Genomic DNA, 24,431 nt, shown 5'->3' on the forward strand with positions numbered 1-24,431 from the left:
CTTAGTTTAATTTAGCATCATTTAACATAGACTCAACTAACTCTAATTGTTTGTCTTTGTTAGATAATTCTTGACGTACTACTTTTTCTGCAATGTCTAAAGATAATCCTGCTACGTGATTTTTTAATTCTGCCATAGCTGATTTCTTTTCGCTTTCAATAGCTGCTTGTGCTTGAGCAATCATATTGTTTGCTTGAGCTTGAGCTTCCGTTTTAGCGTCTTCGATCATTTTGTTTTTCAACTCTCTTGCTTCTTTAAGCATAGACTCACGCTCTGCACGTGCTTCTTTTAATAACTTCTCGTTATCTGCTTGAAGATTTTGCATTTCTAGCTTAGCATTTTCAGCTGAGTCTAATGCATTTTGTATACCGTCTTCACGAGTTTGTAAAGCGTCTAAAATAGGTTTCCATGCAAATTTTCTCATTAATACAATTAGTATTATTAAGATAACACCTTGCATAATGAATAAACCTACCGAAAAGTCATTTAATAAAGTTTCCATACTATATAGATTACTGTAATTCTTTGTTTGTTTAATTTAAAACAGTTCCTGCAACCAACCGTTGCAGAAAGCTGTTTCTTTTTGTTTTAGGATTATGCTCCTAAGATTAACGCACCGAATGCTAAACCTTCTAATAAGGCTCCGATGATGATCATCGCAGTTTGGATTTTTCCAGCTGCTTCTGGTTGACGAGCAATACCTTCCATTGCTTTTCCTCCAATTTGACCTAATCCGATTCCTCCACCGATTACGATTAATCCTGCTCCAATTAAATTGTACATACTAATTTGGTTTTATAAATATTAATTAAACAAATTCTTGTTAGTGATGATCGTCGTGTTCTTCGACTGCCATTCCTATAAATAACGATGATAACATCGTGAAAATAAACGCTTGTAAAAAGGCTACTAAAATTTCAATAACCGAAATAAATAAAGCTAACACTAAAGACATCCCTGTTGATCCAACTGCTCCAAATGATTCTTTCATTGTTATCATTAATGCTATTAAGCTCATTACCACAAAGTGACCTGCTGTCATGTTTGCAAATAAACGCACTAATAACGAGAAAGGTTTAATTAACACAAAACCTATTAACTCTATTACTGCTAATATTGGACGTAAAATAACTGGCACTCCTGGCATCCATAAGGTGTGTTTCCAAAAGTCTTTACTTCCACTAAATAAATATATAACTGCTGTAAAAATTGCTAGACAAGCTGTTACTGCAATCTGACCTGTAACATTAAACCCAATTGGCGTTAATCCTAATAAGTTTAAGATCCAGATAAAGAAAAATACAGTTAATAAAAAGCCCATAAACTTGCGGTACTTTTTCTCTCCAATATTTGGTTTAGCAATATCGTCTCTTACATATATTACTAAAGGCTCTAAAACTCTACTAAATCCTTTTGGTACAGCGTGTCCTTTTTTATAACCTCTTGCTAACGCTGTAAAAGCTAATAACATTAACACTCCTGTTAATAACATTCCAAAAACAGATTTTGTAATTGAAAAATCTATAACTTTATGTGCATTTGTTGGATGGTGTGCATCATCAAAAGCTACTGTTGTTGCGCCATTATCTAACTCGTAAATTTTACTATGTAGCTTTACTAAACGTGTATCTCCTTTTTCTACGATTACGCTTCCACTATCATCATGATGAAATGCTGAAGACATAAACGTCTTTAAACCATTACTTGTCCATACGATTACTGGCAACGGAAAACTGTAGTGCGTTCCAGACTCATTATGTGTAAACAAATGAAAATCATGAGAATCCTTTAAGTGATGTGCGATATACTCTTTAATTTCTTGAGCAGTATTCACCGGATTTCCTGGTTCTTGCTTATCATCGCTTCCATAAGAGGACACGGAAAATAAAGTCAGAACTAATATCGCTATAAAATTGATAGATTTTTTTGCCAACATCATACTTTTTGTAACTAATAAATTTATGGTCTGTAAATTTTGTGCAAATGTAAGTAATAATTTAAAAAGGTAAACGCTTTTTTTAATTAGATTTTTTTTAAGGTTTTAATAACCACTATTATTCTTTATTTCAGGTACTTACTTACTTTTTAATAATTTTGCTATACAAACAGCCTCTACTATTAAAAATAAAAAAAATGGAATTAATAATCCTAAGCGATGTTGTATCGCTAAATCTTGCTCAGTAAATATCGTGGATTTAAACAATAGTATGAAAATTCCTATTTTTAAAAACATCATTGTTAGGTATGCTGCACCTATTTGATTGGGCATTTTATCGTAAATAAGTTCTATACCTAGGTATACTATCAATACTGCAATACCATGAAATAAATATAGTTTTTGTAACGAGTAAGGTAGATTATCTTCTGTTAGAAAATTTTGAAGGTTATAGGCAACTGCTAATAATACTAATATTATAACAACTACATATAGTATGCGTTTATTCATTTTTAGTCTTTTGATCGTTAGTTATTTTAACAACTTGCTTGATTACAGCGTACATTGCTATAAACACAGATAGTAATGTAATTATTTTAAAATATAATTGACTACCATCACCATATTTGCTATCCAACCAATTACCTAATTGGCTACCTAACCAAATGGTTAAACCCATTTGTATGGCAATAGATGTAAACCTAATATATGGATTAAGCTGTTTTTTTTGTTTTTGATCCGCCATTTATATCTTTTACAGTCGTTTTCATAACACACGATACATTAAAAGTTGCTCCAGGCTCTACAGCCAGTTTTTGTGTGACTACTTCACCTTCTATATGTGCAGTGGACTTTAAGGTTAAGGTTTCGGTTAACTCTAAAGCACCTACTAGTTTACCTTCAAAATAGGCATTACTACATTTAAGAGTTCCTTTTATTTCGCCTTCTTTACCAATAACTACTTTACCAGACGCCTCTACATTACCTTCGATTAACCCATCCACACGTAGGTCGCCTTCGCTAAAAAAGTCTCCTACTATTTTAGTGCCTTTTGCTATTATATTTTGAATAGAAAATTGCTCTTGTTGCTTTTTTTTCATTTTTAGGGAAATTATTGATTTTCTAAATATTGATTTAGATTTTTATGTATTTGAAGTATTTTATAATTGTCAGAAGAAATTCCAAAATAAGGTCTATCTATTTTATATTTATCTTCTGCTTTTAAAATCTCTGCAAACCCTTTTGCTCCATCTACGCTTTTTAAACCATGAACCACTACAAATGAAGTTTCGGGATTATAAACATCTACAGATGTTGACAAATTATAATATTGCACCTTAGGTGTTACCTCGTCTAATAATTTTTTAAATGCAGTTATCGCTTCAGTATTGTTTTTTTCAAATTGGAACAATACTTTAAAGGACGTAGACTCCGTATTTGGTTTAAACGTTTTATCACTTACAGATTTTAAGCTGTTAACTATAGCTTCCGCTTTAATAGCCTCTGGCATGTTTGCATAAGCTAATGCTACGTCATTAAGTCCATCTACGTAGGCTTGATATCCATTTAACCTACCATTTGCTGTTGCTTTTAAAAGTGCAAATTTTGCTACTATTGGCTCGCCATCAAAAAACTTAATATATTTATTTGACTTTTCAATGACCTGAGCATAATCTTGTTCTTCTAGTAATTTATAGGTTGCTTCATATAGACTTTCCGGACTACTTTTATCTCTAGTTGCTGCTAATTCTGGGTTTTTCAAAATCTCGGCATATCTAGAACTTGAATAGTTGGCTATAATATCTGTTTTGGTGATTTGTGCTTCGTCGTTTTCGCCTAAAATCTCATATATTTTATATAAGTTATATTTAGAAGGTAAAATTAATTTTTGTTCAGGATTACTAGCTAACAGGTTTAAAAACTTGCTTTTAGACAAATTATATTCCTTAAATTTTTCTTTATAAATCAGACCTAACTGATAATAGGCATAATTACGATCCTTTTTTAAACTATCAAGTTCTTTTTGTGCTGTAGGGATTTGCGCTATATAAAATTGCGGATCTAAAAACTCTTGATCTTGCTCTAAAACTGCTGCTATATCAGAATTGGATTGATTGCCAATTGCGTTTCCGCTTGCAGATGACCATCTCCAATCGTCTTGATTTTTACGGTCTCCCCAAATACGCGTAAATTCGTTTTTACCATAAGCAACTGTGCTTTGGTTATAAAAATAAAAATTACTACCAACACCTGGTAATCCACCTCTTGGCTTAGTGACATTATTTGTTGGCGTATTTGTTGTTGCTAATCCTTTTTTTCTAGCTTCGATTTCTAAACGTTCTTTTTCTTTTTCAGCTTCTATCTTAAGCTTGTTGGTGTAGTCTGTAAAAAATGTAACACGATCTGCATCAGACATGCTAACTAGTTTAAGTATGCTATCATTAACTTCGGCTACGCCTTCATAATAAATAACATCATCTAAGTTTTCGCGTTTACGCTTAATGGTTCTGTAAGGTTTACTGTTTTCAACCATACTAGTCATTGTACTATCAAAATAAGCTCCTGCTACTTTATAGTTATTTCTATCAAAATAAAAATCGCCTAGAGTTTCGTAGTTTTTGGCTGTTAAAATTTTATCTGTAGATTTTTCTCTTAGTGATTTATTGTAATATACTACTGCTAAAGAATCCGATTTATTAGTTAAATGAAACTCGCCAATTTGGTGATATATCTTATCTAGGTACGGACGATTTTCTCGGTCTTTTTCTAATTTGGTTAGGTACTTTAAAAATGCAATTTTATCGCCTTTATCGTAATCAAAGTTTTTAGCTTTCTCAACATGTGCAGCCATTAAGTAACGACGTGGAATTTTTCGGTTTAAATCTATAACCTCGTCAAATGCAATATTTGCACTATCCTTGTAAGTAAGTACGTTGTATAGTTGTCCTGTTATAAAACCAAAACGTCCTTTTTCGTCATTATTTTTAGTTGCTTTAGCTGCAATTTTAATTTGCGTTAAAGCACTATCTAAAGCTTTAGTATTGATGTAGGCTTGTGCTAAAATGGACGTCGCATCCGCTAGTTCTTGACCTTCTAACTCTTCTTGTTCTATTAGACGTTTTAGATTTTTAATGGCTAACTCGTCATTATCCAAACGCATGTTAGTTTTTTCTCGCCAAACCTTTGCAATGTTTATTTTATCTGAAGCAGGATATTTGTAAAGGATGTAGTTAAAGGCTTCTAGAGCTGGCACAAAGCGTTGATCAAAATATCTAGCTTCTCCTAACAATAAATAGGCTTCATCAATTTGAGGGTTATACTCTTTACCTTGAATATTCATCCCATGTTTTTGGATGGCTTTTACTGCTTTTTCTTCTGCTTTAGTAAAACTTTCGTTTTTTGATTGTCCTGGTAAAACAATCTCATCACTAACTTGCATACGCTCGACAGGTAAGATGTCCCAATAATTGTCTTTATAACCTTCGTTAAGACTGTTTTGTCCTAGTTTTAAAGCCTCGTAACCATTAAACAAAGCGTTATACTCCGCAGTAACTGCATGAAAATTACGATTTATAAAACTGTTTTTTTTTCTTGAACAACTAGTAATTGTTGCTAAGATCAAACCAGAAACTATACAAATTTTTAATGCTATCTTCAATGCGGTTGTATTTAGTGTAATACATAACTAATTAATGCCATAATTATTATTTATAATTATTGACAGGTGCGTAAAAATAAGCATCTTTTTTACTTTTTGCCAAAAAATGAACTGAAACTTAGATGTTTTAGTCATCCAACAGCATATTACACTGGATTTACTGTACCAGAAAAATGCGCTTCCAACTCCTTTAAAGTTGCTTCGCTAGTTTGTATATCTTTAATAACATGACCTTTATCTAAGACCACAATACGCTCGCATACATCTGTGACGTGCATTAAATCGTGACTAGACACTAAAACAGTAACTCCTTTTTTTTCTGCTAAATCCTTAATAATTTGCTTTAATCTAATTTGTGTTGTTGGATCTAAATTAGCAAAAGGCTCATCCAAAATAATTACCTCAGGATTACCAATTAATGCAGCGACAATACCTGCTTTTTTCTGATTTCCTTTACTTAAATCTCTAAGATATTTTTTTTGACCCAAAATTTCGCCATGAAAAAAGTCTTCAAACTGTGACACTAAATTGTCTACGTCTTGTTTATTTTGTCCACGTAAATCACCAATAAAATAAAAATATTCTTCAGGTGTTAAATAGCCAATTAAAAAGCTTTCGTCAATAAAAGCAGACGTAAAGGGTTTCCAATCTTCGCTTTCGTTAACTAATATTCCATTAGTTTTAATATAACCAGTAGTAGGTTTTATTAAATCCAATAACAAACTAAAGTACGTTGTTTTTCCTGCACCATTATTACCCACAAGACCAAAGCTTTGACCTTTAGGTATGTCTAAATTAGAAATATTTAAAACTTCGTTTCCGCTATATTTTTTTGAAAGATTTGTTGTTGTTATCATAGTTAAAAAGTTTTGTAAATATTAATTGTCTTGGTTAAATGCTTTTATCATTTCATACTTAGAGTCTAAGTACTTACTGGTAATAAAGCGCATGATTTTTTGATGAAAAATAATTCCGATAACTCCTAGTAGTATTAACGCCGAAATACCTGAATAAAAACTAACAAAATGAGATAATATCCCAAAAATAGCCAATGGTAAAAGTAACAATGGGATACCAATTAACCATTGTACTGCTCCTGTACCTTGAAAGTTAAAAGCTGCACGTTGATTTAAGTCTATTTTTTTTCGATTAAAAGATCCACCAAGCATTATAACATAAGTATTAACACCTATATTATACACTGCTGCTGCAAAATGCGCAACTAAAATTTTCCAACCAAAATATACATATGGAATACTTAGCACAAACATGATAATAACACTAAGTACCATTAAGGTGTATTTAGATTTTAAATACTGCTCATACTTGATGTTTTGGCTCATTAACATTTTGTAATATCCACTATCCCAAGCTGGAATAAATTGTCCAAAATTAATTAAGAAAATACCAGTTACAAATACACCAATAAAACCATACATAATAGGCATGTCTCTGTACATTGGTTGTGGATAAAAAAACAAACCATATAATAATCCAAATACCAACATAAAAACTGCAGACTTTGGACGTTTGTTTCTCCAAATTAATTTTAAATCTAATTGCATAAAAGGTGCACTATCACCAAATCGTTTAGTCCATCCTAAATCTGAAGTGGTTACTTCTTTAATTTTTGTTTTAAGTGAATGGTCTAAGTATAATTTTTTAATTAATATTTTATGATTAAACAGGTATAAACCAATTAAAATTACAATCAAAATTAGCAGTAATAATGGATTGTTAACTATAGCTAACATAGCTGTAGACAAAGCTCCAGAAACATTAATAATATTAAAATAGTTAAGTCCAAATAGCGTACCAGCAAATATGATTATAGGTAGAAATGAAAGTTCTGTTTCTGCAGAAAAACTTTCAATAATAAAATTTAAAAAATTATTTATTAAGGTTAGTAAAATCATAGCAGCAGCCCAAGTCATTACGGTTGCTAGTTGATAATCCTTAGTAATAAGGATAATACTAAAAGGTATTATGGCAAAAAGAGGTAAAAAATTAAAAAAGGACACTGCAGATTTTCCTAAAACGAAATGCACAATACTACTTCTTTTAATGGGTATGGTTAGCAAAGGTTTGACACTCATTACTGGTAATTTTTGAAGAAAAAAACGCAATAATAAATCGCCTAAAAACCAAAAAAAGATAAATCCGTTAACCACTATAAAAGGGTCTTGATCCGGAAAAGTTTTCTCTAAAATTGGATATAATCCAAAGCCTAATGCTAAAAACACTAAAATAAAATATAAAGCAAAAAAGCCCATGACAATCTTTATTGCTAAGCTTTTACCAAAGCTTGCCGAGCGAATAAATGACTTCCATTCTAAGCTTAAAAATTTACTAATCATAGTTGTTATTGTTTGGTTGGTTTAATAGATAAGTATACAAATGTGCAAAAATGTTACAAACAAAATTCTGGATAGGTTTCATTTAAAAGTTGTTCTGCTTTGTTTGGTATAACCTCAAAACTAATATACATCCAAAGACAAAATAGTGTCGAAAAAATAGATAAGCCCAAAACAATGTAAGGGTAACTAAAAATATTACCAGAAAAATTATACCATTGTGGCAGCTGAGTGAGTAAAATTATTGCTGAAGCTCCTGCTTGTTTAAATATTATTTCTTCTAACATCCATTTTTTATTGGACAGCGCTTTACGCTGTTTAAATTGTCTTTTTAGTTGTATGCTTTTGTAGATTGTAAAAACACATATTATTACAAAAAGACCAATTAAAAACGATTTTGCAAAAATTGTAGACAACCCTAAATAAATACCAAAAAATAAAGCTAGTGTAGTTATTAATTTAGGAAACGTAAACCACTGTTTTAACTCTGTCCATAAATACCTTAGATAGCGTTTATTCATAGCTTTTTGACGACGTTCTAACACGTCCATAAAGCCAAATACTCCAAATTTTTTGAAGGCTTGGTCTCTTGCTTCTTCAAAAGATAAGTTGGTTTCTGTTTGCCATACAGACTCAATGTCGTTTGCTAAGTGATCTACTAATTCGGTTTGTAAATCATAATGCTCAACGTAATGTTGTCTTGTAAAGGCGTATAGGTTTTGTATTTGAGGTTGAGTTAATTTCATACTAAATTATGCTGTTTTATATTGATTATACAATGCTTTTTGGTCTTTATAAATCTGTCTTGACACAACTTCCGACGCAATACAAAACAGAAAAGCAATTACCCATAAAATAATAAACCACAGCACGCCTTGACCTTCAATAAAACTTGATTTAAAAAGTGTTAGAGAAAAACTAAATAACTGAGCCAACATATTTACAAATCCCGAAACGGATTGCATATAACTTAATGACAAGTGTTTTTTATTATCTATTGTTTTACGTCTATAAGACCACCAAAATGAAAGGATAGTAAAAGCAAATAATACACCTACTAAACTCAATAAAAAGTTCTCTTTAACCTCCAGAAAATTATAAACACCTACTAACACATACATCAATGCTGTTGTAAGAATAATTTTAGGTAAACTAAAAAAAGATAACAAGTACTTAAAAACTCGCTTATAAAAAACTTTTTCTATTTGTTTGGTCCTATTAGCTATTAACGGTCTAAAGCCTTTTGTCCCAAAAGCTATTTTAGCTTTTGTTACTGCATCCTCAAAAGGTAACTGTGGATTATCTTCCAAAATCTGAGCAGTTGCATCAGCTAAATGGTCAACTAATTCGATTTTTAAATCAAACCATTCTATACCGCTTTTTTCAACGTAGGTATCTATATATTGTATTTGGTCTTTGGTTAAATTCATGATTTAAATAATATTTTTAGAGTACTCTAAAATCTTATTCTTTTTGTTACGCAACTCGATGCCTCCAGCGATGTTAAATAAAATTGCTAAAAACCAAAAGGCAATAAAAAAATATTGATTCTCTAACCATGGTTTAGCTACTCCCATAGTATATAAAAATAAGGACGGTAAAGCCATTATTGAATATAAAGGCTGTGCCATTTGCAACTTTTTAAAAGTTTTATAATGTGAAAAACCAGTAATAAGCGCCCAAAAATGTATAATTGACAGACTAACTATAAGTATTAAAGTAAATGCTTTATTTGGCTGAAACTGCTGCATCCAATACACTGCAAATCCAAATACTATAGTAAAGGGAAGATAATTAGGCTTATAAAAAAACATAGCCAAACGTCGCCACATTTCCCTTTGATAACTCCAATGGATTGTTTTTTGACGTTTCTTTTCAAAGTCTTTTATAAAATCTATTTTAGATTTAAGATAATCTACTAATTGCTCCTCTTTATTAGATGCTTCAAAATCTGAAGCTAAATGATCGATAAGCTCTAATCTAACATCAACATACTTAATCTTAAGCCTAATTAGGTAGTTATCTATAAACTGTATGTTTTCTTTACTCAACTTCATATTAATCCAAGCTAAATTTAGGATTCATAAAGGTTTCCATGGTTTTAATGTAATCCTTAAGTTCTTCCAATTTACTTACCGTTTCTTTATTACCTTTTTCGGTAAGTTTATAGTATTTACGCAAACGGTTATCTACTTTTTTGACCTCGACGTCCAGCAACCCTTCGGCTTCTAACTTATGCAACGCTGGATACAAAGCACCTTCGGTAATATTAAGTTCACCTTTAGTAATTTCTTTCACCTTCTGTGTCATTTCGTAACCATACATTTTTTCGCTTTCATTTAAAAGCTTTAAAATAATAGTGGTCAGACTACCTTTATATAATTTTGAATTTGCCATATTACAAACATACATAATTTTCTTATGCATAATAAACTTATGTATTAATTTTTTTCTAAACAGAAGGCAAAACGGTAAAGCTTCATTATTTTTACATAAAAATTTAAACCATGTCTCAATTTAATACACTAACTATTTCGGATATCACACGTCAAACAGACCAATGTGTTACGTTGACTTTTAATGTGCCAGATAATTTAAAACAAGACTACGCCTTTAAAGCAGGTCAATATATTACACTAAAAACTAAAATTAACGATGCAGAAGTAAGACGTGATTACTCATTATGTTCTTCTCCGTCAAGCGGAATACTAACCGTTGCGGTTAAAGCAGTACCAAACGGAACCTTTAGTACTTATGCCAACAGCAGTTTAAAAGCTGGTGACACATTAGACGTTGCAAAACCACAAGGACGTTTTGTTTTTGAACCAAAAGCATCTGAGGAACGTACCATAGCAGCATTTGCAGCAGGAAGCGGAATTACACCAATTTTAAGTATTGCGAAAACAGTATTAGAGCAGGAACCTAAAAGCCACTTTGTATTAGTTTACGGTAACAAAACGGTTAATGACACTATATTTTTAGCAGATATTTTAGCCTTACACCATCAATATCCAGAGCGTTTTTATGTACAATTTTTATATAGCCAATCTCAAGAAGAGAACGCTTTATTTGGACGTATCGAAAAAAGTACCGTTAACCTTATTGTAAAAAATAAATATAAACATGTAACAATAGATGCTTTTTACCTTTGTGGTCCAGAAGCAATGATTAACACGGTAAAAGAGGTATTAGTTGAAAATAATATTGCCGAAAACACTATTCATTTTGAATTATTTACTGCTGCTACCCAAAATACAACAACCACTGTAGAAGCAACTCATGGTAACACACAAATAACAGTGACAGTGGATGACGAGTCGGAGACCTTTACTATGTCTCAAAAACAAACTGTATTAGAAGCTGCTTTAAAACAAGACCTAGATGCACCATATTCTTGTCAAGGTGGTGTTTGCAGTAGCTGTATTGCAAGAGTTACAGATGGTAAAGCAGTCATGAGACAAAACAACATACTTACAGATGCCGAAGTGGCTGAAGGCTTAATATTAACCTGTCAAGCACATCCTACAACACCAACATTAGTTGTAGATTATGATGATGTTTAGACCAAAACATACGTTTAAACGTTTTTTTAACACCTTTTACCGAATCACATCTAAAACAGACCTTCAAAAAATAAAACTAGTATAGTATCAGATATCTTTGAAACAGATTATAACACTGAAATTTGTTAGTTTAAGGGATGATATTAATTTTATATTAGTAGTTAAAATCTAAAAGCCTCAAGAAATTGAGGCTTTTTTTATGCGTTTAAAACAGCAGTAACTTTTTCTGTAATTTGTTTAGGTTGTATACTTCCAGCGACATTTTTATAATCTTCTGGATATTTATTACCGTAAATAGAAGTCGGTAATTTAGGATACAACATTTTGTCTGGTGTAATATTATAACTTTTAGGCTGATTAAAAGCTGCAAAACCAGCATAAGGATGCGTAACTCCCCAAATAGTAATCACTTTAACACCAAGCATAGCTGCCAAGTGCGCATTACCAGAATCCATGCTTATCATTACATCCAAGTTAGATATTAAATCTAACTCCTGGTTTAAATTATATTGACCTGCAACATTTATTACAGCTTCACTATTTGCTGCCAATGAGTCTAGTTTAGCTTGATCTGCTTTACCACCAAACAGAAAAATAATATAACTCTTCTTTAATATATTAATAACCTCTAGCATCTGATCCAATGGATACATTTTGGATGTATATTGTGCACAAGGCGCAATACCAATCCATTGCTTTGTGTTTTGGTTATTTACTTTGTTTAAGATTGTATTAGGAAGTGGTTGTTTACCAGGAAAACTTGGGTTATCTAAACTAAACTTAAAACCTAACGCTTTAAAAACGTCTGCATAACGTTGGTGCGTACTTTTTAAAGGATGAAAATTTTGTCCATTGACAAGTGCTTTCTTTTCGCTTCGACCCTTATCTATTTGTTTAAATTTTTTTCCGAAGAAAAAAAGTTTTAAAATCTTAGTTCTTAAAACATTATGTAAATCTGCAACAGCATCTATTTGTAATGCTTTTAGTTGCTTGGATAGTTTATATAATCCAAAAACACCTTTGTGCTGTTTGTTTAAATCAATTGCAAAAACCTCAACATTTTTTAAATCTCTGAAAAAAGGAGCAAAAAACGGACGTGTTAAAACGGTTAATTTAAGGTCTGGATAATGTTGTGTTAACGCTTGTAAAACAGGAACAGTCATAGCAACGTCTCCCATTGCAGAGAGACGTATTACTAAAATATGCTTTGGTATTTTGGACATACTTAAAACACGTGCTAAAATTACAAGTGCACGTTTTTATTTCTGATTTCTTAAAACAGGGTTAAGCTCGTCGTCATTATACATTTTCATTTGCTTATATACTTTCATGTACTTATCGCCATTTTGGATATCCGATAATAAGGTATCAATAGCAGTGCTTAAATCCACGCGTTGTTCTAATAAAATATCTAATTTAGTTTGGCAAGCAGCTTTATGAGAGGCTGACGCATCTGCTCTAGTTGCTTCCTCTTCCATGTGGTATACTTTTAGTGCCAGGATAGATAATCTATCAACTCCCCAAGCAGGACTTTCTGTATTAATAGTCGCGTCACTTTTAGGTGTCACGTCTTTATATTGCTCTAAAAAATAGCTATCAATATATTCTACCATATCTGTTCTGTCTTGGTTAGAGGCATCAATTTTACGTTTTAAAGTTAATGCAGCAACTGGATCTATTTGTGGATCACGAATAATATCTTCATAATGCCATTGTACAGTATCTATCCAACATTTACGGTATAAAAGGTGTTCTAATAAGTGCGTGCTTTTGTCATAAATATTAGTAAACGGTTGGTCTACCGTATTAATGATATGGTACTTTTTTATAACGTCCTGGAATATTTTATTTGCTGTATCTGTAAACATATTATTATTTTTAAGACTGTAAAATTACATAAATTAAACTGAATTTTAGGCTGAACGCGTTTTGGCTTTTTAAATATTAGAGTAACTTTACTTTTTAAAGAAACAATTATCATGCATATTCATAATCTATCTGAACAAAATTCTATTTTAAATCAATTTATTGCTGAAATCAGAGACGTTTCTGTCCAAAACGATAGTATGCGTTTTAGAAGAAATATTGAGCGTATTGGAGAAATTTTAGGCTACGAATTAAGTAAAGCTTTAGAATTTGAAACCAGGACTATTACAACGCCTTTAGCAACGATAACAACAGAAACTCCAAAAAACGATGTGGTTTTATGCTCAATACTTAGAGCTGGAGTCCCATTACATAATGGTTTACTAAACTATTTTGATAAATCAGAAAATGCATTTATATCTGCCTACAGACACCATTTAGATAATCCTGAATCTTTTGAAATAGTTGTCGAGTATCTAGCGTGTCCAGATCTTACAGGTAAAACATTAATACTTGCAGACCCTATGTTAGCCACAGGACAATCTTTAATTGCGACTTATAAAGCTTTAGAGCCTTTTGGAAAACCAAAAAACGTGCATATAGTAGCTGCAATTGGTGCAGAACCTGGTGTTGATTATTTAAAAAATAATTTACCAGAAGACACTAATCTGTGGATTGCTGCAATAGATAAAAGCTTAAATAATAAAGGTTATATCGTTCCTGGATTAGGAGATGCTGGCGATTTAGCTTTTGGTGCCAAACTACAACACTAATAAGACTATTGGAATAACTAATAACAATCCTAAAAACAATTCTTTAAACCATTTTTCTTCAATAGTTTCAATATAATTTGTAATTATTACAGCTAAAGGTGCAAAAAGAAATAAGAGTTCGCTTCCGTTTTTTTGTGGTGCAAAAGCAGCAATAATGCTAGCAAAAATACAAGCTAAAAACAAGATTTTATAAGATGGTCGGTAACTTCTCATTTTCTTTTTAATATCTTTTAAATAAAACAAAGACGACCAAATCCCAAACGATAACAACATGGTTATTGCTGTTATAAATTGCACCGAATTATAGCTGTTAAAGTCAAAATTAACTGCTGGATTTATATTTAGTGCTAAAAAATAATCATCGTAAACTACTATCGAAAAACTAATAGTCAAAACAACAACTGTTGCAAAACCAATAAACGGAACCAAGTAATATTTTACGTTGGTCTCTGAAAACAACAACATAGCTATAAACAGCAGCGGAAAAAACAAAATAGCCCAAAAATAAAATAGCGACGCCATAGCAATTAAAAACCCTGAATCAAATAACTTTTTAATTACGTCTTTTTTTGATCTAATACTTATTAAACGTCTTAATGTGAGCAAGATAAAAAAATTAGAGACAACAATTTTATAGTCTAAAAAGGCTTGCGGAATAGCCAAAAAAAACAGCGCAAATAATAAAATTTCGTAGTTATTTTGTTGCGATAATAAGTTTTTAGTAACTATAAAATTAAGCAGTAATATAGACAAATAGACTAATACAAAAACAGCGATATTGGTCCAAATGGACGTTTCAGCATTAACCAAATTTGGGTACTTAAAAGGCAACAATAAAAAAGCAATTAGTGTGATACTAAAAACAATTAAAAAATTAATTGGTTTGGATTTGCTAAAAATTGTTGTAATCATTAACTCTTTTTGTATTTTTGTACTATAAATATACTATTATATAATTATGAAAGATTTTTTTGAAGCTATAGCAAGCCTTTTTGTTGACGTATTATTTGCTCCTTATGACGCATTAAGAGCCTTAGAACTAGAAAACTGGTGGGCAGCAAACTTTATGTCATGGATATTTATCATCATTGGTTTTGTAGCGTTTATTTATTGGATGTTACAATTAAAAGGTTACGCAGCTAACAACGAAGAAGATAAAAGTATCTCTTCACACTCATATTTATAAAACTTATAGGTCAAATCCTATATCTTTTCTATAATTCATCTTATCAAAGTTTAGTTTATCTATACTTTGGTAAGATTTTTTTATGGCCTCTTGGTACGTATCGCCATAACTAGTTATTGCCATAACACGACCACCTGAGGTTACAATACCACCATCTTTGTTTTGTGCGCCTGCATGAAACACGATAGAGTCTTCAATATTTTCTAGACCTGTAATGACCTTTCCTTTTTCATAAGCTTCAGGATAACCACCAGAAACTAACATAATTGTAGTTGCTGCTCTTGGGTCTACCTCAATAGTAATTTGATCTAACGTTTGATTAGCAATTGCTTGAAAAACCTCAACTAAATCGTTTTTAAGTCTTGGTAAAACGACTTCGGTTTCAGGATCACCCAAACGCACGTTGTACTCGATAACCTTAGGCTCTTCTCCTACTTTTATCAATCCAATAAACACAAACCCTTTGTATGGTAAATTATCTTTTTGTAAACCTGCAATCGTTGGTTTAACCACTTGCTCTTCCACTTTATCTAGAAATGCTTGGTTAGCAAAAGGTACAGGAGACACTGCTCCCATTCCGCCTGTATTTAAGCCTGTATCACCTTCGCCAATACGCTTGTAATCTTTAGCAGTTGGTAGGATTTTATAATTTTTACCATCGGTTAGCACAAAACAACTTAACTCTATTCCGTCCAAAAATTCTTCGATAACCACTTTAGTACTTGCTTGCCCAAACTTAGCATCCACAAGCATGCTTTTTAATTCGGCTTTAGCCTGATCAATATTATTTAAAATAACAACACCTTTACCTGCTGCTAATCCATCTGCTTTAAGTACAAATGGCGGATTTAAGGTTTCTAAAAACGCGTAGCCATCTTCCACAGTGTCTTTATTAAAGCTTTGGTAAGCTGCTGTTGGTATGTTATGTCTGTATAAAAACTGTTTTGCAAACTCTTTACTACCTTCTAAAGTCGCAGCTGCTTGTTGTGGTCCAATTACCGCTACGTTTTTAAGTGCGTTATCTGCTAAGAAAAAATCATGAATACCTAATACTAAAGGATCTTCAGGACCAACCACTACCATAGTAATTTTATTATTTAAAACCACCTCTTTTATGGCTTCAAAATCGGTTACACTAACAGGTACATTTTTAGCTATTTGTGCTGTTCCAGAATTTCCTGGTGCTACAAAAAGCGAGCTACATTTTTGGCTTTGTTTAAGCTTCCATGCAATAGTATGTTCTCTTCCTCCTGATCCTAAAATTAAAATATTCATTGTAGTAATGTTGTGTTGTTGTTGTTTCCACAAAAATAATTATTTAAAAGAATTTGATTGACTTTAAATCCAATAGTTTTTTATTTCTTTATTTTACAGAAAATCTATTGCATTGAAACAATTTGAATGGTCTTTACGGTTAAAAGGATTTCCTGTTAATGAAGCTAAAAAAACACAAGCTATTATTGATGGGTTTACACAAGCTGATTATGCAAATTACCTAAGTAAGCAACTACAAGCCATTGTTGCATTTCATTTAGAACACACACCTTTTTACAACACCTTATGTCAAGGGATTGACACCAAAGATTGGAGTGCCTTACCTGTGTTAACCAAAGCTAATTTGCAACAACCTTTAGCTAATAGATTATCTGACAAATACACTGTAAAAACAGTACACAAACATAAAACATCAGGCTCTTCCGGAACCCCTTTTGAGTTTGCTAAAGATAATTTTGCGCATGCCATGACTTGGGTAACGTTTATGCAACGCTATAGTTGGTTTAATATTGATTTAAACACTTCTAAACAGGCGCGTTTTTATGGTATTCCGTTAGATACCAATGGGTATTATAAAGAACGATTAAAGGATTGGTTAGGTAACCGTTTTAGGTTTTCGGTGTTTGATTTAAGTGATGCTGCTTTAAATAAAGTATTACATAAATTTAAACGTACAAAATTTAATTACATTAATGGTTACACTAGTGCTATCGTACAATTTGCAAAGTTTTTAAAACGAAATAATATTGTTTTAAAAGACGTTTGTCCCACATTAACTGTTTGTATTGTTACCTCTGAAATGCTATTTGATGACGATAAAAAACTACTTGAAATACAATTTAATATTCCTATTGTAAATGAATATGGTGCAGCCGAATTAGGGCTTATTGCTTTTGAGGACCAAGACGACAATTGGATAGTAAATACCAACCATTTATATGTCGAAATTTTAGACAATAACAACCAACCAGTCCCTTATGGTCAACCAGGTAAAATTGTGGTCACCGATTTATATAATCGTGCACACCCTTTTATACGTTATGAGCTTGGCGATTTAGGACAGTTGTCCATTAAAAGCACGTTACAACGTCCAATTTTAGACGCTCTAACAGGACGTACCAGTGATTTTATTACGCTTCCAAGCGGAAAAATTGCAGCAGGTTTAACCTTTTATTATGTGACTAAAACCGTCATGACCAAAGACGCGAATGTAAAAGAGTTTATAGTTGAACAAATTAAAGAAGACACCTTTAAAATTGATTATGTTGCTACCGAAGCCTTAAGTAAAACGCAGCAAAAAGCAGTACAATTAGCAGTTGACAAGTATTTAGAACCTAATTTAAATTTAATTTTTGAACAGAAAGCTATTTTGGAACGGGAAGTTAGTGGTAAACTAAAACAGTTTAGGTCTGGATTGTAGGTTAAAATCGGTATTCTGCCCTTAAAAGCACCATGCGTGGTAGCAATCTAACTTCTGTAGTTGAAGACCCTAAATCGCTAATAGAAAAACTAGTGTAACGCTTGGTATTAAATAAGTTTTTACCAGTTATGCCTACTGTTAGTTTTTTATCAATCAACTTATATTGTGTTTCAAAATCTAAAAAATAATAAGTATTGTCTGTGTCTAAACTTCCAAAATGGTAACGTTCTGTTTTTACTTTTGTATCAAACTTTTTATTAAAGATAAAGTTAAGATCTAAAAAAGATTGATTATTAGTAAACTTACTATTAGCAAAGGTTTCAATTTTATTGGTTGTCCAAGCAGTACCTAAATGGTAATTAAAAACCCCTTTAAAAGCAGACCGTAACTCTAATCCATAATTATAATTATTAGATACTACTGTTCTTAAATTAGAATTGTTTACTACGTTTTTAAATTCATTTTTGGTGTAACCTAAATCTAATTTTAGGTTAGATGACATAAACTTAAAATAGTAATCAAACTTGGTATTAATAGTTAAAAACTGACTGTCTTTAATAAGTGTTTTCTGGGTTTGTGTGTAGTTTTGATTAATTAGCGTGTTAGTTGACAAAAAATCATGGTTTTTAGTATAAAGCACCAAAGTGTTTGCAAAAAACCGATTTGCCCAATTACCCAATTGATAATTAAGCATCATACTAGAGGCTTTTAATTGGTTAAAGGTATTAGTTCCTTTACTAAACGATCTAAATCCTGTTAACACATAATCACTGTACACGTCTAATACATTGGCATTAGTCGTATTGTAAGTATAAGTGGTTTGTATTTTATTATTACTATTTATAGTCCACTCTGCACCTAGACTTGGATTAATATAAAAAGGAGTTTGTTGGGTAGACGCATTGTTACTACCTAATGTATTAAACAACTGATGCGCTTCAAGGTTACCACTTAGTGCAAAATTATCTAGTTTTATCCTGTATTTGCTTTTAAAATATAAATCATTAACCTGATATTTAGTCTGGTTTTGGTACTCTATTGGCTGATCTAACGAAACGTTATCTTCTAATAGTGTAAAACTGGTGTTTAATTTATCCTCTCTAAACTGGTTACCAAATTGCAACTCTAATAAATGACCATTTGATTTACGATCTAAAATATGCGCATTTACACCAACAAACTGCATTTGGTTGTTGCTAACCTGATAGATATTGTTTGCAGCACTATACTCTGGAAATAAATCTTGATACAAAAACTGATTTATGGTGTAATTTTGTGGCTTTTTTTCGGTAATAAAACGACCTGTAAGTAACATTACCTTTTGGTCTTTAAACTTATTAGTATAGTTTAATTTTTGATCAAAAAAAGTATTGTTTTGTTCTAAATTTTGGAGTGTAGACACCCCATTAAATACTAAATCAGCATCATTATTATAATTTCCATTATTATACTTTGTAGTGGACTCTAACATTTTAGTTTTAGAAGGGTTGTAAATAAAATCCAACTTCCCAAATGCTAATTGTCTTTTATTATCCAACTTATAATCTTCCGCGTTAGTAAAACTGTTGGTGTTGGTAATGATATTATCCACTTGATTTCTAAAAAAAGAGGTTTCATCCCAATTAAAAAAGCCTAAGGTTTTTATTTTTATTTTATCTGAAGGATTAAATATGGCGTTTAGTGACACCAACTCGGCATTATTAAAATTGGTGCGTTCTTTTTTAAAATTAGAATCGGAAGCCGATAAACCTATTAAATTACTTACCGATTGATTATCTCCTAAACTTGCTGGCTGATTAAGTCTAAAAGGTTTAATTAATTGTTGAATATCTCCTGTAGCATTATAACCAATACTATTGGCATTGCCTAAAAAGTAGTATTTATTTTTTTTACCAAAATTCATCAAATTAGACTTGTAATGATAAAAACTATCGTTACCTATATTAGCCTCCAAATTACCAAACCAAATGCGTTTTGACTTATCGTTTAATTTTAAGTTTAAAGCTACCTTATCGCTTACTTCTATATCCTTTAACAAATGGTTGTTGGAGTAATTTTGCAACACCTCGACCGTTTCAATAGGATAAGCAGGCATATTTTTGGATAATAATTTATACCCTTTTTCAAAAAGATCGTCACCATCAATCATTAATTTTTCAATCTCTTTATTACCAACTTTTATAGTGCCTTCATTGTCTATATTTAAACCAGGTATTACTTTTAGTAAATCCTCGACTGTATGCTCATTTCCTCTTGTAAAGTATTTAGTTTTAAAGGTTATGGTGTCCTTTTTTATTACCATTGGACGTTCTGATTTTATAACAACCTCATCTAATGTAAAAGGTTGTTCTTCTAAAACTACGTTTATGGTTTTATTATTTTGAGTACCATCAAATACTAATGCAATTATTTTGGTTTTATAGCCTAATGCATTAAAAACCATATTAAATTGACCTTGGTTTTTGGTAACCAATGTATAGTTTCCGTTGTTATCTGAATATGTGTAATTTAAAATACGATTAGTTAACGTATCTTTTATAGTTATGCTAACGGAATATAAGCTGCCATTACTATCTGAGACAGTTCCAGACAATGTTGACTGCGAAAAGCCAATGGTTTGGAACACTAACAATAACGTTATGAAAATTAGTTTTTTCAATATTATTATTTTTTGTCTTCCCATTCAAACAACAACTCACGTCCTTGTCTTTTATTAAAGGTGTCTACAGAGACATTTGTCCCTCTGTCTTGTCTAGATTTTAGATTATTTTTAAAGTTATTCATCTTTGTATTAAACACCTCTTCTCTTAACGCTACAAATGCTTCTAAACTAATGTTTACATCGTGCTTGTCTTGATTAAGTATCTTTTCATTAATCGTTTTTTTAGTTATTTTAGTGACAATCCATTCGTATTTATGTGTTTGGTCATACATATCTAAAATTAGACCTGGTAATCCATGAAACTTCCATGGTCCAAAAGTTATTGGGATGTCATTGGTGTACCATGCTATGTAATTTCGACCTCTAAAATTTGTGGTTGCTTTATTGCACATATATGTGCCAATTTTAAGGGTATCTGGATGGTTTAGATCCCAATCTAGTTTTGGAAGTGCTTCCGTTACTAAATACGTTTTACTATCAAAGGTGATATTCTCTGTAGACGATAGCTTATTTGTATTAAGATTTACAAAGTTTCGTTTTATAACATTTTTTTTACCAATAACAATTGTTTCGTTTATCTCCGAATCATTAGTATCATCCTTTTGAATGCTATCTTCATCAAGCGGAATTTCGTAATAATTAGATTTATTTTCTTTTAAATATGGGATTAAAATTCCTTTTTTAGAAAGCGGAATATAAGTATTGAAATTAACTGTGAATTCTATTTGGTATTGGTTGCTAAGCGAATCTGATGGACTTATTTTGTCTGAATTTTGTGCACTTATAAGCTGTATTGATAATAATAATAAAGCAATTAAAATTTTAATTTTCATAATTGATTGATTTATTAAAACAGCAATAGTATATCATGAGATATACCATTGCTGATTAATTAAAGATTAACCGAATAATTCATTATAAGTTTCATAAATGTCATCAATTAATTCGTTTGAAGCTTCTTTACAACTTCCTGATGATATTGTAACGGTATAATGAACAGACATTATTAAATTTCCTTCTTCATCAACCACGTTGTGAGTAATGCTACAAGTTTTAAAATATATCCCATCGAAAGAAAATTCATAAAATGAATTTTTTTCTATTGAATTATCCACAGAGGGCAATTTCACAATATCGTTATGAGCCGATGCAAAAGATGTTATTAACATAAGTGCAAAAACAAAAATTAATTTTCTCATAATTTCTAAAATATTAAACCAGTTACATTGTTTAAACTGGTTGATTAATAATTAAGTTATTAGTCGATATTAAATTAATAGTTTTCGCTATTAAATTTAAAATAAGTTGTCGAAAAAATAAAAAAACAAGCGCTTGTTAAAGATTAATCTTGTGTCTCTAGCTAGTAGTTAAAATGAACAAAATTTGACTATTTTGCTATTAACAAATCGAAGCTAAGTTTAAAAAATTAAAACAACAGTTTTTTAATCGTTTTTTTTAGCGCTATATCGAAAACGGTGTGTTTCGCTCATTTTATGTTGTGGTTAAAACCACACATAATCAAATGTTTATAAAAAACGTTAGGTAAACTATTGTTTAGTAGATACAATTAATCTAGACTTTACAAAAAAATGTTCGTAAATAAAAATAACCATGCTGTATATGGATTTTATTGTTGAAAAGCCTAAGCCTTTTTTATACACCCAATAGTTATGTTTTAATAACTCTAATTTATTAGAAGAGATAGAGTTTGCTCTGACACGATAATATGCTAATGGCTCTTGGATACCTAGAGCAGGTTTACCAGACTTTTTGATGGCTGACAACCACAATAACCAATCCTGTCGTTTGCGTAGATTAGGCGCTGTTATTTTGCCTAAAGTTTTAGCATTATACATTCCGGTAAGATTACCTATGTAATTGGTTTTTAAATATCTTTTGTAACTGAGTTGTGGTAATGCTTTTACTAACTTGTTTAATGATTGTCCTGCTTCATTAATCTGTTTGTAACTACTAAAACTTACATCACAATTTTGAGTTAGCATAACATTAACTTGAACTTCCAATTTATTAGGCATCCACAAATCATCTGCATCTAAAAACGCAATAAAATTGCCTTGTGAAGCTTCAATACCTTTATTTCTGGATATTGCTGCGCCTGCATTAGTTGCATTTGATAGTAATTGGATATTATCATGCATGGCAACATATTTTGTTGCTAATGCAATGGTGTTATCTGTTGAGCAGTCATCTATTAGCCATAACTCCCAATTAGTATACGTCTGACCTAAAATACTTTTTATAGTCTGATCTATAAAAGCTTCTGAGTTATACATTGGTGTTATTATAGAGACTAATGGTTTCATGTTTAGTAGGCTTGTTTTTGACCTTTAAAAACGTTTATCATGGTTTGAAATATGATTCTAATGTCTAATACTAGTGACCAATTTTCGATATAAAAATTATCATATTTAATACGGTTAATTATGTCTTCGTCATTTTTTATTTCACCTCTATAACCTTTGACTTGGGCTAATCCAGTAACGCCAGGCTTAACGTTGTGTCTAAATATAAAATTGTACTTATCAATTTTTTTTGAATAATCATCTGTATAAGATAGCATGTGTGGTCTGGGTCCAACAACACTCATGTCTCCTTTTAATACATTATAAAATTGCGGAAACTCGTCCAAACTAGTTTTACGTAAAAACTTACCTATTTTGGTTACTCGTTTATCATTTTGGGTGATATAGGTTCCTGCAATGGTTTTATTAGTTTTTAATGATCTAAACTTATAACAATCAAACTCTTTATAATTAATTCCGTTACGTGTATGTTTATAAAATAAAGGTCCTTTAGATTCTAATTTTATTACAATAAACAGTAATGGGACTAGCCATGATAAAATAAAGATTATGATAAGTGATGAAAAAACAACATCAAAAATGCGTTTAATAAATTTATTAAAGTCGTTATTTAATGTTACCTCTGGCATTGACAATACTGGTAGGTAATTATAATAATCTGTTTTTAATCTACTAGTAAGTAATTTGCTAGATCTTGGAATAAACTTAATATTACAATGATTAATCTCGGCATACTTAACGTAATCATTAACTTGCTTCTCTGTTAGTTCATCAATTGCGCAATAAATCTCGTCAATACTTTTATCGTTAGATAAAAATTGAAAACTATCTGAAATATTTCCTGTAAACCCTTTAGTATCTGTATTTGCAAAGGTCGCTTTAATGGTATATCCTAATTCTTTACGTTTAGTAAATAATTGTTTTAGCTCTTGTGCACCTTCATCCTTTCCAATAATAACAACACGCCTAACATTACCTTTTAAAAAGGAGCGATACGATTTTAAAATATAATAGCTAACTAGTTTTGCGGTACTAATAATTAAAAATGAAAGTAGTAAGTATTTAAGGGTTGTAAAGGCAGGTGTATCTATGCTTCTAAAAGCTCCTATAAAGGCATATACGATAATACCAAAAGCTAAAAATTGCTTTATAATTAAGGATATAATGTTAATACTTGAGGTGTAACGATAGACCTCGTAAAATCGTAATAAAGACGTCGATATCATCCAGAAAAATATTGAATACACCACATACAAAAAGTGTTTGTTATTCAATATATCTATATCAAAATAGTAAAGACTTGATTGATTAAAGTTAAAAAAGTAAAAAGCAAGTACATTGATGACAACTAGGTCAAAAATGATAAGAGCAGGTCTAAGTAACCAAGAGTACCTTCCGCGTTTATACTCCATAA

General features: G+C 31.1%; 26 protein-coding genes. 4 read left to right on the forward strand and 22 right to left on the reverse strand.

Going from position 1 to position 24,431, the window contains the following annotated elements:
• Window position 1: 1 nt before the first annotated feature.
• From JM82_RS13120 to JM82_RS13180, 13 genes are all read right to left on the reverse strand, one after another.
• Window positions 2-502 (reverse strand): F0F1 ATP synthase subunit B, encoded by a 501-nt coding sequence (locus JM82_RS13120; RefSeq protein ID WP_145004803.1) that lies wholly within the window; start codon window positions 500-502, stop codon window positions 2-4.
• 92 nt (window positions 503-594) lie between these two features.
• Window positions 595-783, reverse strand: coding sequence for an ATP synthase F0 subunit C (atpE, locus tag JM82_RS13125; RefSeq protein WP_090837241.1), 189 nt, complete (start codon window positions 781-783; stop codon window positions 595-597).
• A gap of 40 nt (window positions 784-823) precedes the next feature.
• Window positions 824-1,939: a F0F1 ATP synthase subunit A gene (atpB, locus tag JM82_RS13130; protein ID WP_145004805.1), complete on the reverse strand. Its 1,116-nt coding sequence runs from the start codon at window positions 1,937-1,939 to the stop codon at window positions 824-826.
• 135 nt (window positions 1,940-2,074) lie between these two features.
• Window positions 2,075-2,446 (reverse strand): DUF6168 family protein, encoded by a 372-nt coding sequence (locus tag JM82_RS13135; protein ID WP_145004808.1) that lies wholly within the window; start codon window positions 2,444-2,446, stop codon window positions 2,075-2,077.
• Complete coding sequence (locus JM82_RS13140) at window positions 2,439-2,681, reverse strand: AtpZ/AtpI family protein (RefSeq protein WP_145004811.1); 243 nt, start codon at window positions 2,679-2,681, stop codon at window positions 2,439-2,441. The genes JM82_RS13135 and JM82_RS13140 overlap by 8 nt, the downstream gene beginning before the upstream one ends.
• Window positions 2,650-3,036 (reverse strand): polymer-forming cytoskeletal protein, encoded by a 387-nt coding sequence (locus JM82_RS13145; protein WP_145004814.1) that lies wholly within the window; start codon window positions 3,034-3,036, stop codon window positions 2,650-2,652. The genes JM82_RS13140 and JM82_RS13145 overlap by 32 nt, the downstream gene beginning before the upstream one ends.
• 11 nt (window positions 3,037-3,047) lie before the next feature.
• Complete coding sequence (locus JM82_RS13150; protein WP_261375405.1) at window positions 3,048-5,594, reverse strand: tetratricopeptide repeat protein; 2,547 nt, start codon at window positions 5,592-5,594, stop codon at window positions 3,048-3,050.
• 146 nt (window positions 5,595-5,740) lie between these two features.
• The gene (locus JM82_RS13155; RefSeq protein WP_099568480.1) at window positions 5,741-6,451 is read right to left on the reverse strand and encodes an ABC transporter ATP-binding protein; all 711 of its coding nucleotides are present in this window, start codon (window positions 6,449-6,451) and stop codon (window positions 5,741-5,743) included.
• A gap of 21 nt (window positions 6,452-6,472) precedes the next feature.
• Window positions 6,473-7,951 carry a DUF5687 family protein gene (locus JM82_RS13160; RefSeq protein WP_145004816.1) on the reverse strand — a complete coding sequence of 493 codons (1,479 nt, stop codon included), beginning with the start codon at window positions 7,949-7,951 and terminating at the stop codon, window positions 6,473-6,475.
• 53 nt (window positions 7,952-8,004) lie between these two features.
• Entirely contained in the window at window positions 8,005-8,694 is a 690-nt protein-coding gene (locus JM82_RS13165; RefSeq protein WP_145004819.1) for a hypothetical protein, read from the reverse strand.
• A 6-nt stretch (window positions 8,695-8,700) separates the two neighbouring features.
• Window positions 8,701-9,378, reverse strand: a complete 678-nt coding sequence (locus JM82_RS13170; protein ID WP_145004822.1) for a hypothetical protein — start codon at window positions 9,376-9,378, stop codon at window positions 8,701-8,703.
• A 3-nt stretch (window positions 9,379-9,381) separates the two neighbouring features.
• Window positions 9,382-10,005 carry a hypothetical protein gene (locus JM82_RS13175; RefSeq protein WP_145004825.1) on the reverse strand — a complete coding sequence of 208 codons (624 nt, stop codon included), beginning with the start codon at window positions 10,003-10,005 and terminating at the stop codon, window positions 9,382-9,384.
• A 1-nt stretch (window position 10,006) separates the two neighbouring features.
• A complete protein-coding gene (locus JM82_RS13180) occupies window positions 10,007-10,345 on the reverse strand; it encodes a PadR family transcriptional regulator (protein ID WP_145006810.1) in 339 nt (112 codons plus the stop codon).
• A 110-nt stretch (window positions 10,346-10,455) separates the two neighbouring features.
• On the opposite strand from JM82_RS13180, the gene JM82_RS13185 reads away from it, so the two are divergent.
• The gene (locus JM82_RS13185; RefSeq protein ID WP_145004828.1) at window positions 10,456-11,511 is read left to right on the forward strand and encodes a ferredoxin--NADP reductase; all 1,056 of its coding nucleotides are present in this window, start codon (window positions 10,456-10,458) and stop codon (window positions 11,509-11,511) included.
• Window positions 11,512-11,708: 197 nt separating this feature from the next.
• Here JM82_RS13185 and JM82_RS13190 read toward each other — a convergent pair whose 3' ends face one another.
• Both JM82_RS13190 and JM82_RS13195 read right to left on the reverse strand, forming a co-directional pair.
• Window positions 11,709-12,734, reverse strand: coding sequence for a glycosyltransferase family 9 protein (locus JM82_RS13190; protein ID WP_261375409.1), 1,026 nt, complete (start codon window positions 12,732-12,734; stop codon window positions 11,709-11,711).
• Window positions 12,735-12,770: 36 nt separating this feature from the next.
• Complete coding sequence (locus JM82_RS13195; protein ID WP_145004831.1) at window positions 12,771-13,379, reverse strand: DUF4254 domain-containing protein; 609 nt, start codon at window positions 13,377-13,379, stop codon at window positions 12,771-12,773.
• A gap of 111 nt (window positions 13,380-13,490) precedes the next feature.
• Here JM82_RS13195 and upp point away from each other — a divergent pair, with 111 nt between their 5' ends.
• Entirely contained in the window at window positions 13,491-14,150 is a 660-nt protein-coding gene (upp, locus tag JM82_RS13200; RefSeq protein WP_145004834.1) for a uracil phosphoribosyltransferase, read from the forward strand.
• Here upp and JM82_RS13205 read toward each other — a convergent pair.
• On the reverse strand, window positions 14,139-15,062 hold the full coding sequence (locus tag JM82_RS13205; RefSeq protein WP_145004837.1) for a DUF6427 family protein: 924 nt from the start codon (window positions 15,060-15,062) through the stop codon (window positions 14,139-14,141). The two genes, upp and JM82_RS13205, sit on opposite strands and share 12 nt — an antisense overlap.
• 46 nt (window positions 15,063-15,108) lie before the next feature.
• On the opposite strand from JM82_RS13205, the gene JM82_RS13210 reads away from it, so the two are divergent.
• The gene (locus tag JM82_RS13210; protein WP_145004840.1) at window positions 15,109-15,336 is read left to right on the forward strand and encodes a DUF6341 family protein; all 228 of its coding nucleotides are present in this window, start codon (window positions 15,109-15,111) and stop codon (window positions 15,334-15,336) included.
• A 3-nt stretch (window positions 15,337-15,339) separates the two neighbouring features.
• Here JM82_RS13210 and purD read toward each other — a convergent pair whose 3' ends face one another.
• Window positions 15,340-16,611, reverse strand: a complete 1,272-nt coding sequence (gene purD / locus JM82_RS13215) for a phosphoribosylamine--glycine ligase (protein ID WP_145004843.1) — start codon at window positions 16,609-16,611, stop codon at window positions 15,340-15,342.
• Between the two features lie 112 nt (window positions 16,612-16,723).
• Here purD and JM82_RS13220 point away from each other — a divergent pair, with 112 nt between their 5' ends.
• On the forward strand, window positions 16,724-18,031 hold the full coding sequence (locus JM82_RS13220) for a phenylacetate--CoA ligase family protein (protein WP_145004847.1): 1,308 nt from the start codon (window positions 16,724-16,726) through the stop codon (window positions 18,029-18,031).
• Window position 18,032: 1 nt separating this feature from the next.
• Here JM82_RS13220 and JM82_RS13225 read toward each other — a convergent pair whose 3' ends face one another.
• The 5 genes from JM82_RS13225 to JM82_RS13245 form a co-directional block, all read right to left on the reverse strand.
• The gene (locus JM82_RS13225) at window positions 18,033-20,690 is read right to left on the reverse strand and encodes a carboxypeptidase-like regulatory domain-containing protein (RefSeq protein ID WP_315897458.1); all 2,658 of its coding nucleotides are present in this window, start codon (window positions 20,688-20,690) and stop codon (window positions 18,033-18,035) included.
• A 5-nt stretch (window positions 20,691-20,695) separates the two neighbouring features.
• A complete protein-coding gene (locus tag JM82_RS13230; RefSeq protein ID WP_145004851.1) occupies window positions 20,696-21,526 on the reverse strand; it encodes a GLPGLI family protein in 831 nt (276 codons plus the stop codon).
• A gap of 66 nt (window positions 21,527-21,592) precedes the next feature.
• Window positions 21,593-21,892, reverse strand: coding sequence for a hypothetical protein (locus tag JM82_RS13235; protein ID WP_145004854.1), 300 nt, complete (start codon window positions 21,890-21,892; stop codon window positions 21,593-21,595).
• Between the two features lie 348 nt (window positions 21,893-22,240).
• Complete coding sequence (locus tag JM82_RS13240) at window positions 22,241-23,017, reverse strand: glycosyltransferase family 2 protein (protein ID WP_145004856.1); 777 nt, start codon at window positions 23,015-23,017, stop codon at window positions 22,241-22,243.
• A gap of 2 nt (window positions 23,018-23,019) precedes the next feature.
• Window positions 23,020-24,429 carry an exopolysaccharide biosynthesis polyprenyl glycosylphosphotransferase gene (locus JM82_RS13245; protein WP_145004860.1) on the reverse strand — a complete coding sequence of 470 codons (1,410 nt, stop codon included), beginning with the start codon at window positions 24,427-24,429 and terminating at the stop codon, window positions 23,020-23,022.
• Between the last annotated feature and the right edge of the window lie 2 nt (window positions 24,430-24,431).

It is taken from the genome of Olleya sp. Hel_I_94, from assembly GCF_007827365.1.
Taxonomy (GTDB): Bacteria; Bacteroidota; Bacteroidia; order Flavobacteriales; family Flavobacteriaceae; genus Olleya.

Coding starts and splice junctions, on each gene's coding strand:
- JM82_RS13120 (WP_145004803.1), bottom strand. CDS start 502: ATGGAAACTTTATTAAATGACTTTTCGGTAGGTTTATTCATTATGCAA.
- atpE (WP_090837241.1), bottom strand. CDS start 783: ATGTACAATTTAATTGGAGCAGGATTAATCGTAATCGGTGGAGGAATC.
- atpB (WP_145004805.1), bottom strand. CDS start 1,939: ATGATGTTGGCAAAAAAATCTATCAATTTTATAGCGATATTAGTTCTG.
- JM82_RS13135 (WP_145004808.1), bottom strand. CDS start 2,446: ATGAATAAACGCATACTATATGTAGTTGTTATAATATTAGTATTATTA.
- JM82_RS13140 (WP_145004811.1), bottom strand. CDS start 2,681: ATGGCGGATCAAAAACAAAAAAAACAGCTTAATCCATATATTAGGTTT.
- JM82_RS13145 (WP_145004814.1), bottom strand. CDS start 3,036: ATGAAAAAAAAGCAACAAGAGCAATTTTCTATTCAAAATATAATAGCA.
- JM82_RS13155 (WP_099568480.1), bottom strand. CDS start 6,451: ATGATAACAACAACAAATCTTTCAAAAAAATATAGCGGAAACGAAGTT.
- JM82_RS13160 (WP_145004816.1), bottom strand. CDS start 7,951: ATGATTAGTAAATTTTTAAGCTTAGAATGGAAGTCATTTATTCGCTCG.
- JM82_RS13165 (WP_145004819.1), bottom strand. CDS start 8,694: ATGAAATTAACTCAACCTCAAATACAAAACCTATACGCCTTTACAAGA.
- JM82_RS13170 (WP_145004822.1), bottom strand. CDS start 9,378: ATGAATTTAACCAAAGACCAAATACAATATATAGATACCTACGTTGAA.
- JM82_RS13175 (WP_145004825.1), bottom strand. CDS start 10,005: ATGAAGTTGAGTAAAGAAAACATACAGTTTATAGATAACTACCTAATT.
- JM82_RS13180 (WP_145006810.1), bottom strand. CDS start 10,345: ATGGCAAATTCAAAATTATATAAAGGTAGTCTGACCACTATTATTTTA.
- JM82_RS13185 (WP_145004828.1), top strand. CDS start 10,456: ATGTCTCAATTTAATACACTAACTATTTCGGATATCACACGTCAAACA.
- JM82_RS13190 (WP_261375409.1), bottom strand. CDS start 12,734: ATGTCCAAAATACCAAAGCATATTTTAGTAATACGTCTCTCTGCAATG.
- JM82_RS13195 (WP_145004831.1), bottom strand. CDS start 13,379: ATGTTTACAGATACAGCAAATAAAATATTCCAGGACGTTATAAAAAAG.
- upp (WP_145004834.1), top strand. CDS start 13,491: ATGCATATTCATAATCTATCTGAACAAAATTCTATTTTAAATCAATTT.
- JM82_RS13205 (WP_145004837.1), bottom strand. CDS start 15,062: ATGATTACAACAATTTTTAGCAAATCCAAACCAATTAATTTTTTAATT.
- JM82_RS13210 (WP_145004840.1), top strand. CDS start 15,109: ATGAAAGATTTTTTTGAAGCTATAGCAAGCCTTTTTGTTGACGTATTA.
- purD (WP_145004843.1), bottom strand. CDS start 16,611: ATGAATATTTTAATTTTAGGATCAGGAGGAAGAGAACATACTATTGCA.
- JM82_RS13230 (WP_145004851.1), bottom strand. CDS start 21,526: ATGAAAATTAAAATTTTAATTGCTTTATTATTATTATCAATACAGCTT.
- JM82_RS13235 (WP_145004854.1), bottom strand. CDS start 21,892: ATGAGAAAATTAATTTTTGTTTTTGCACTTATGTTAATAACATCTTTT.
- JM82_RS13240 (WP_145004856.1), bottom strand. CDS start 23,017: ATGAAACCATTAGTCTCTATAATAACACCAATGTATAACTCAGAAGCT.
- JM82_RS13245 (WP_145004860.1), bottom strand. CDS start 24,429: ATGGAGTATAAACGCGGAAGGTACTCTTGGTTACTTAGACCTGCTCTT.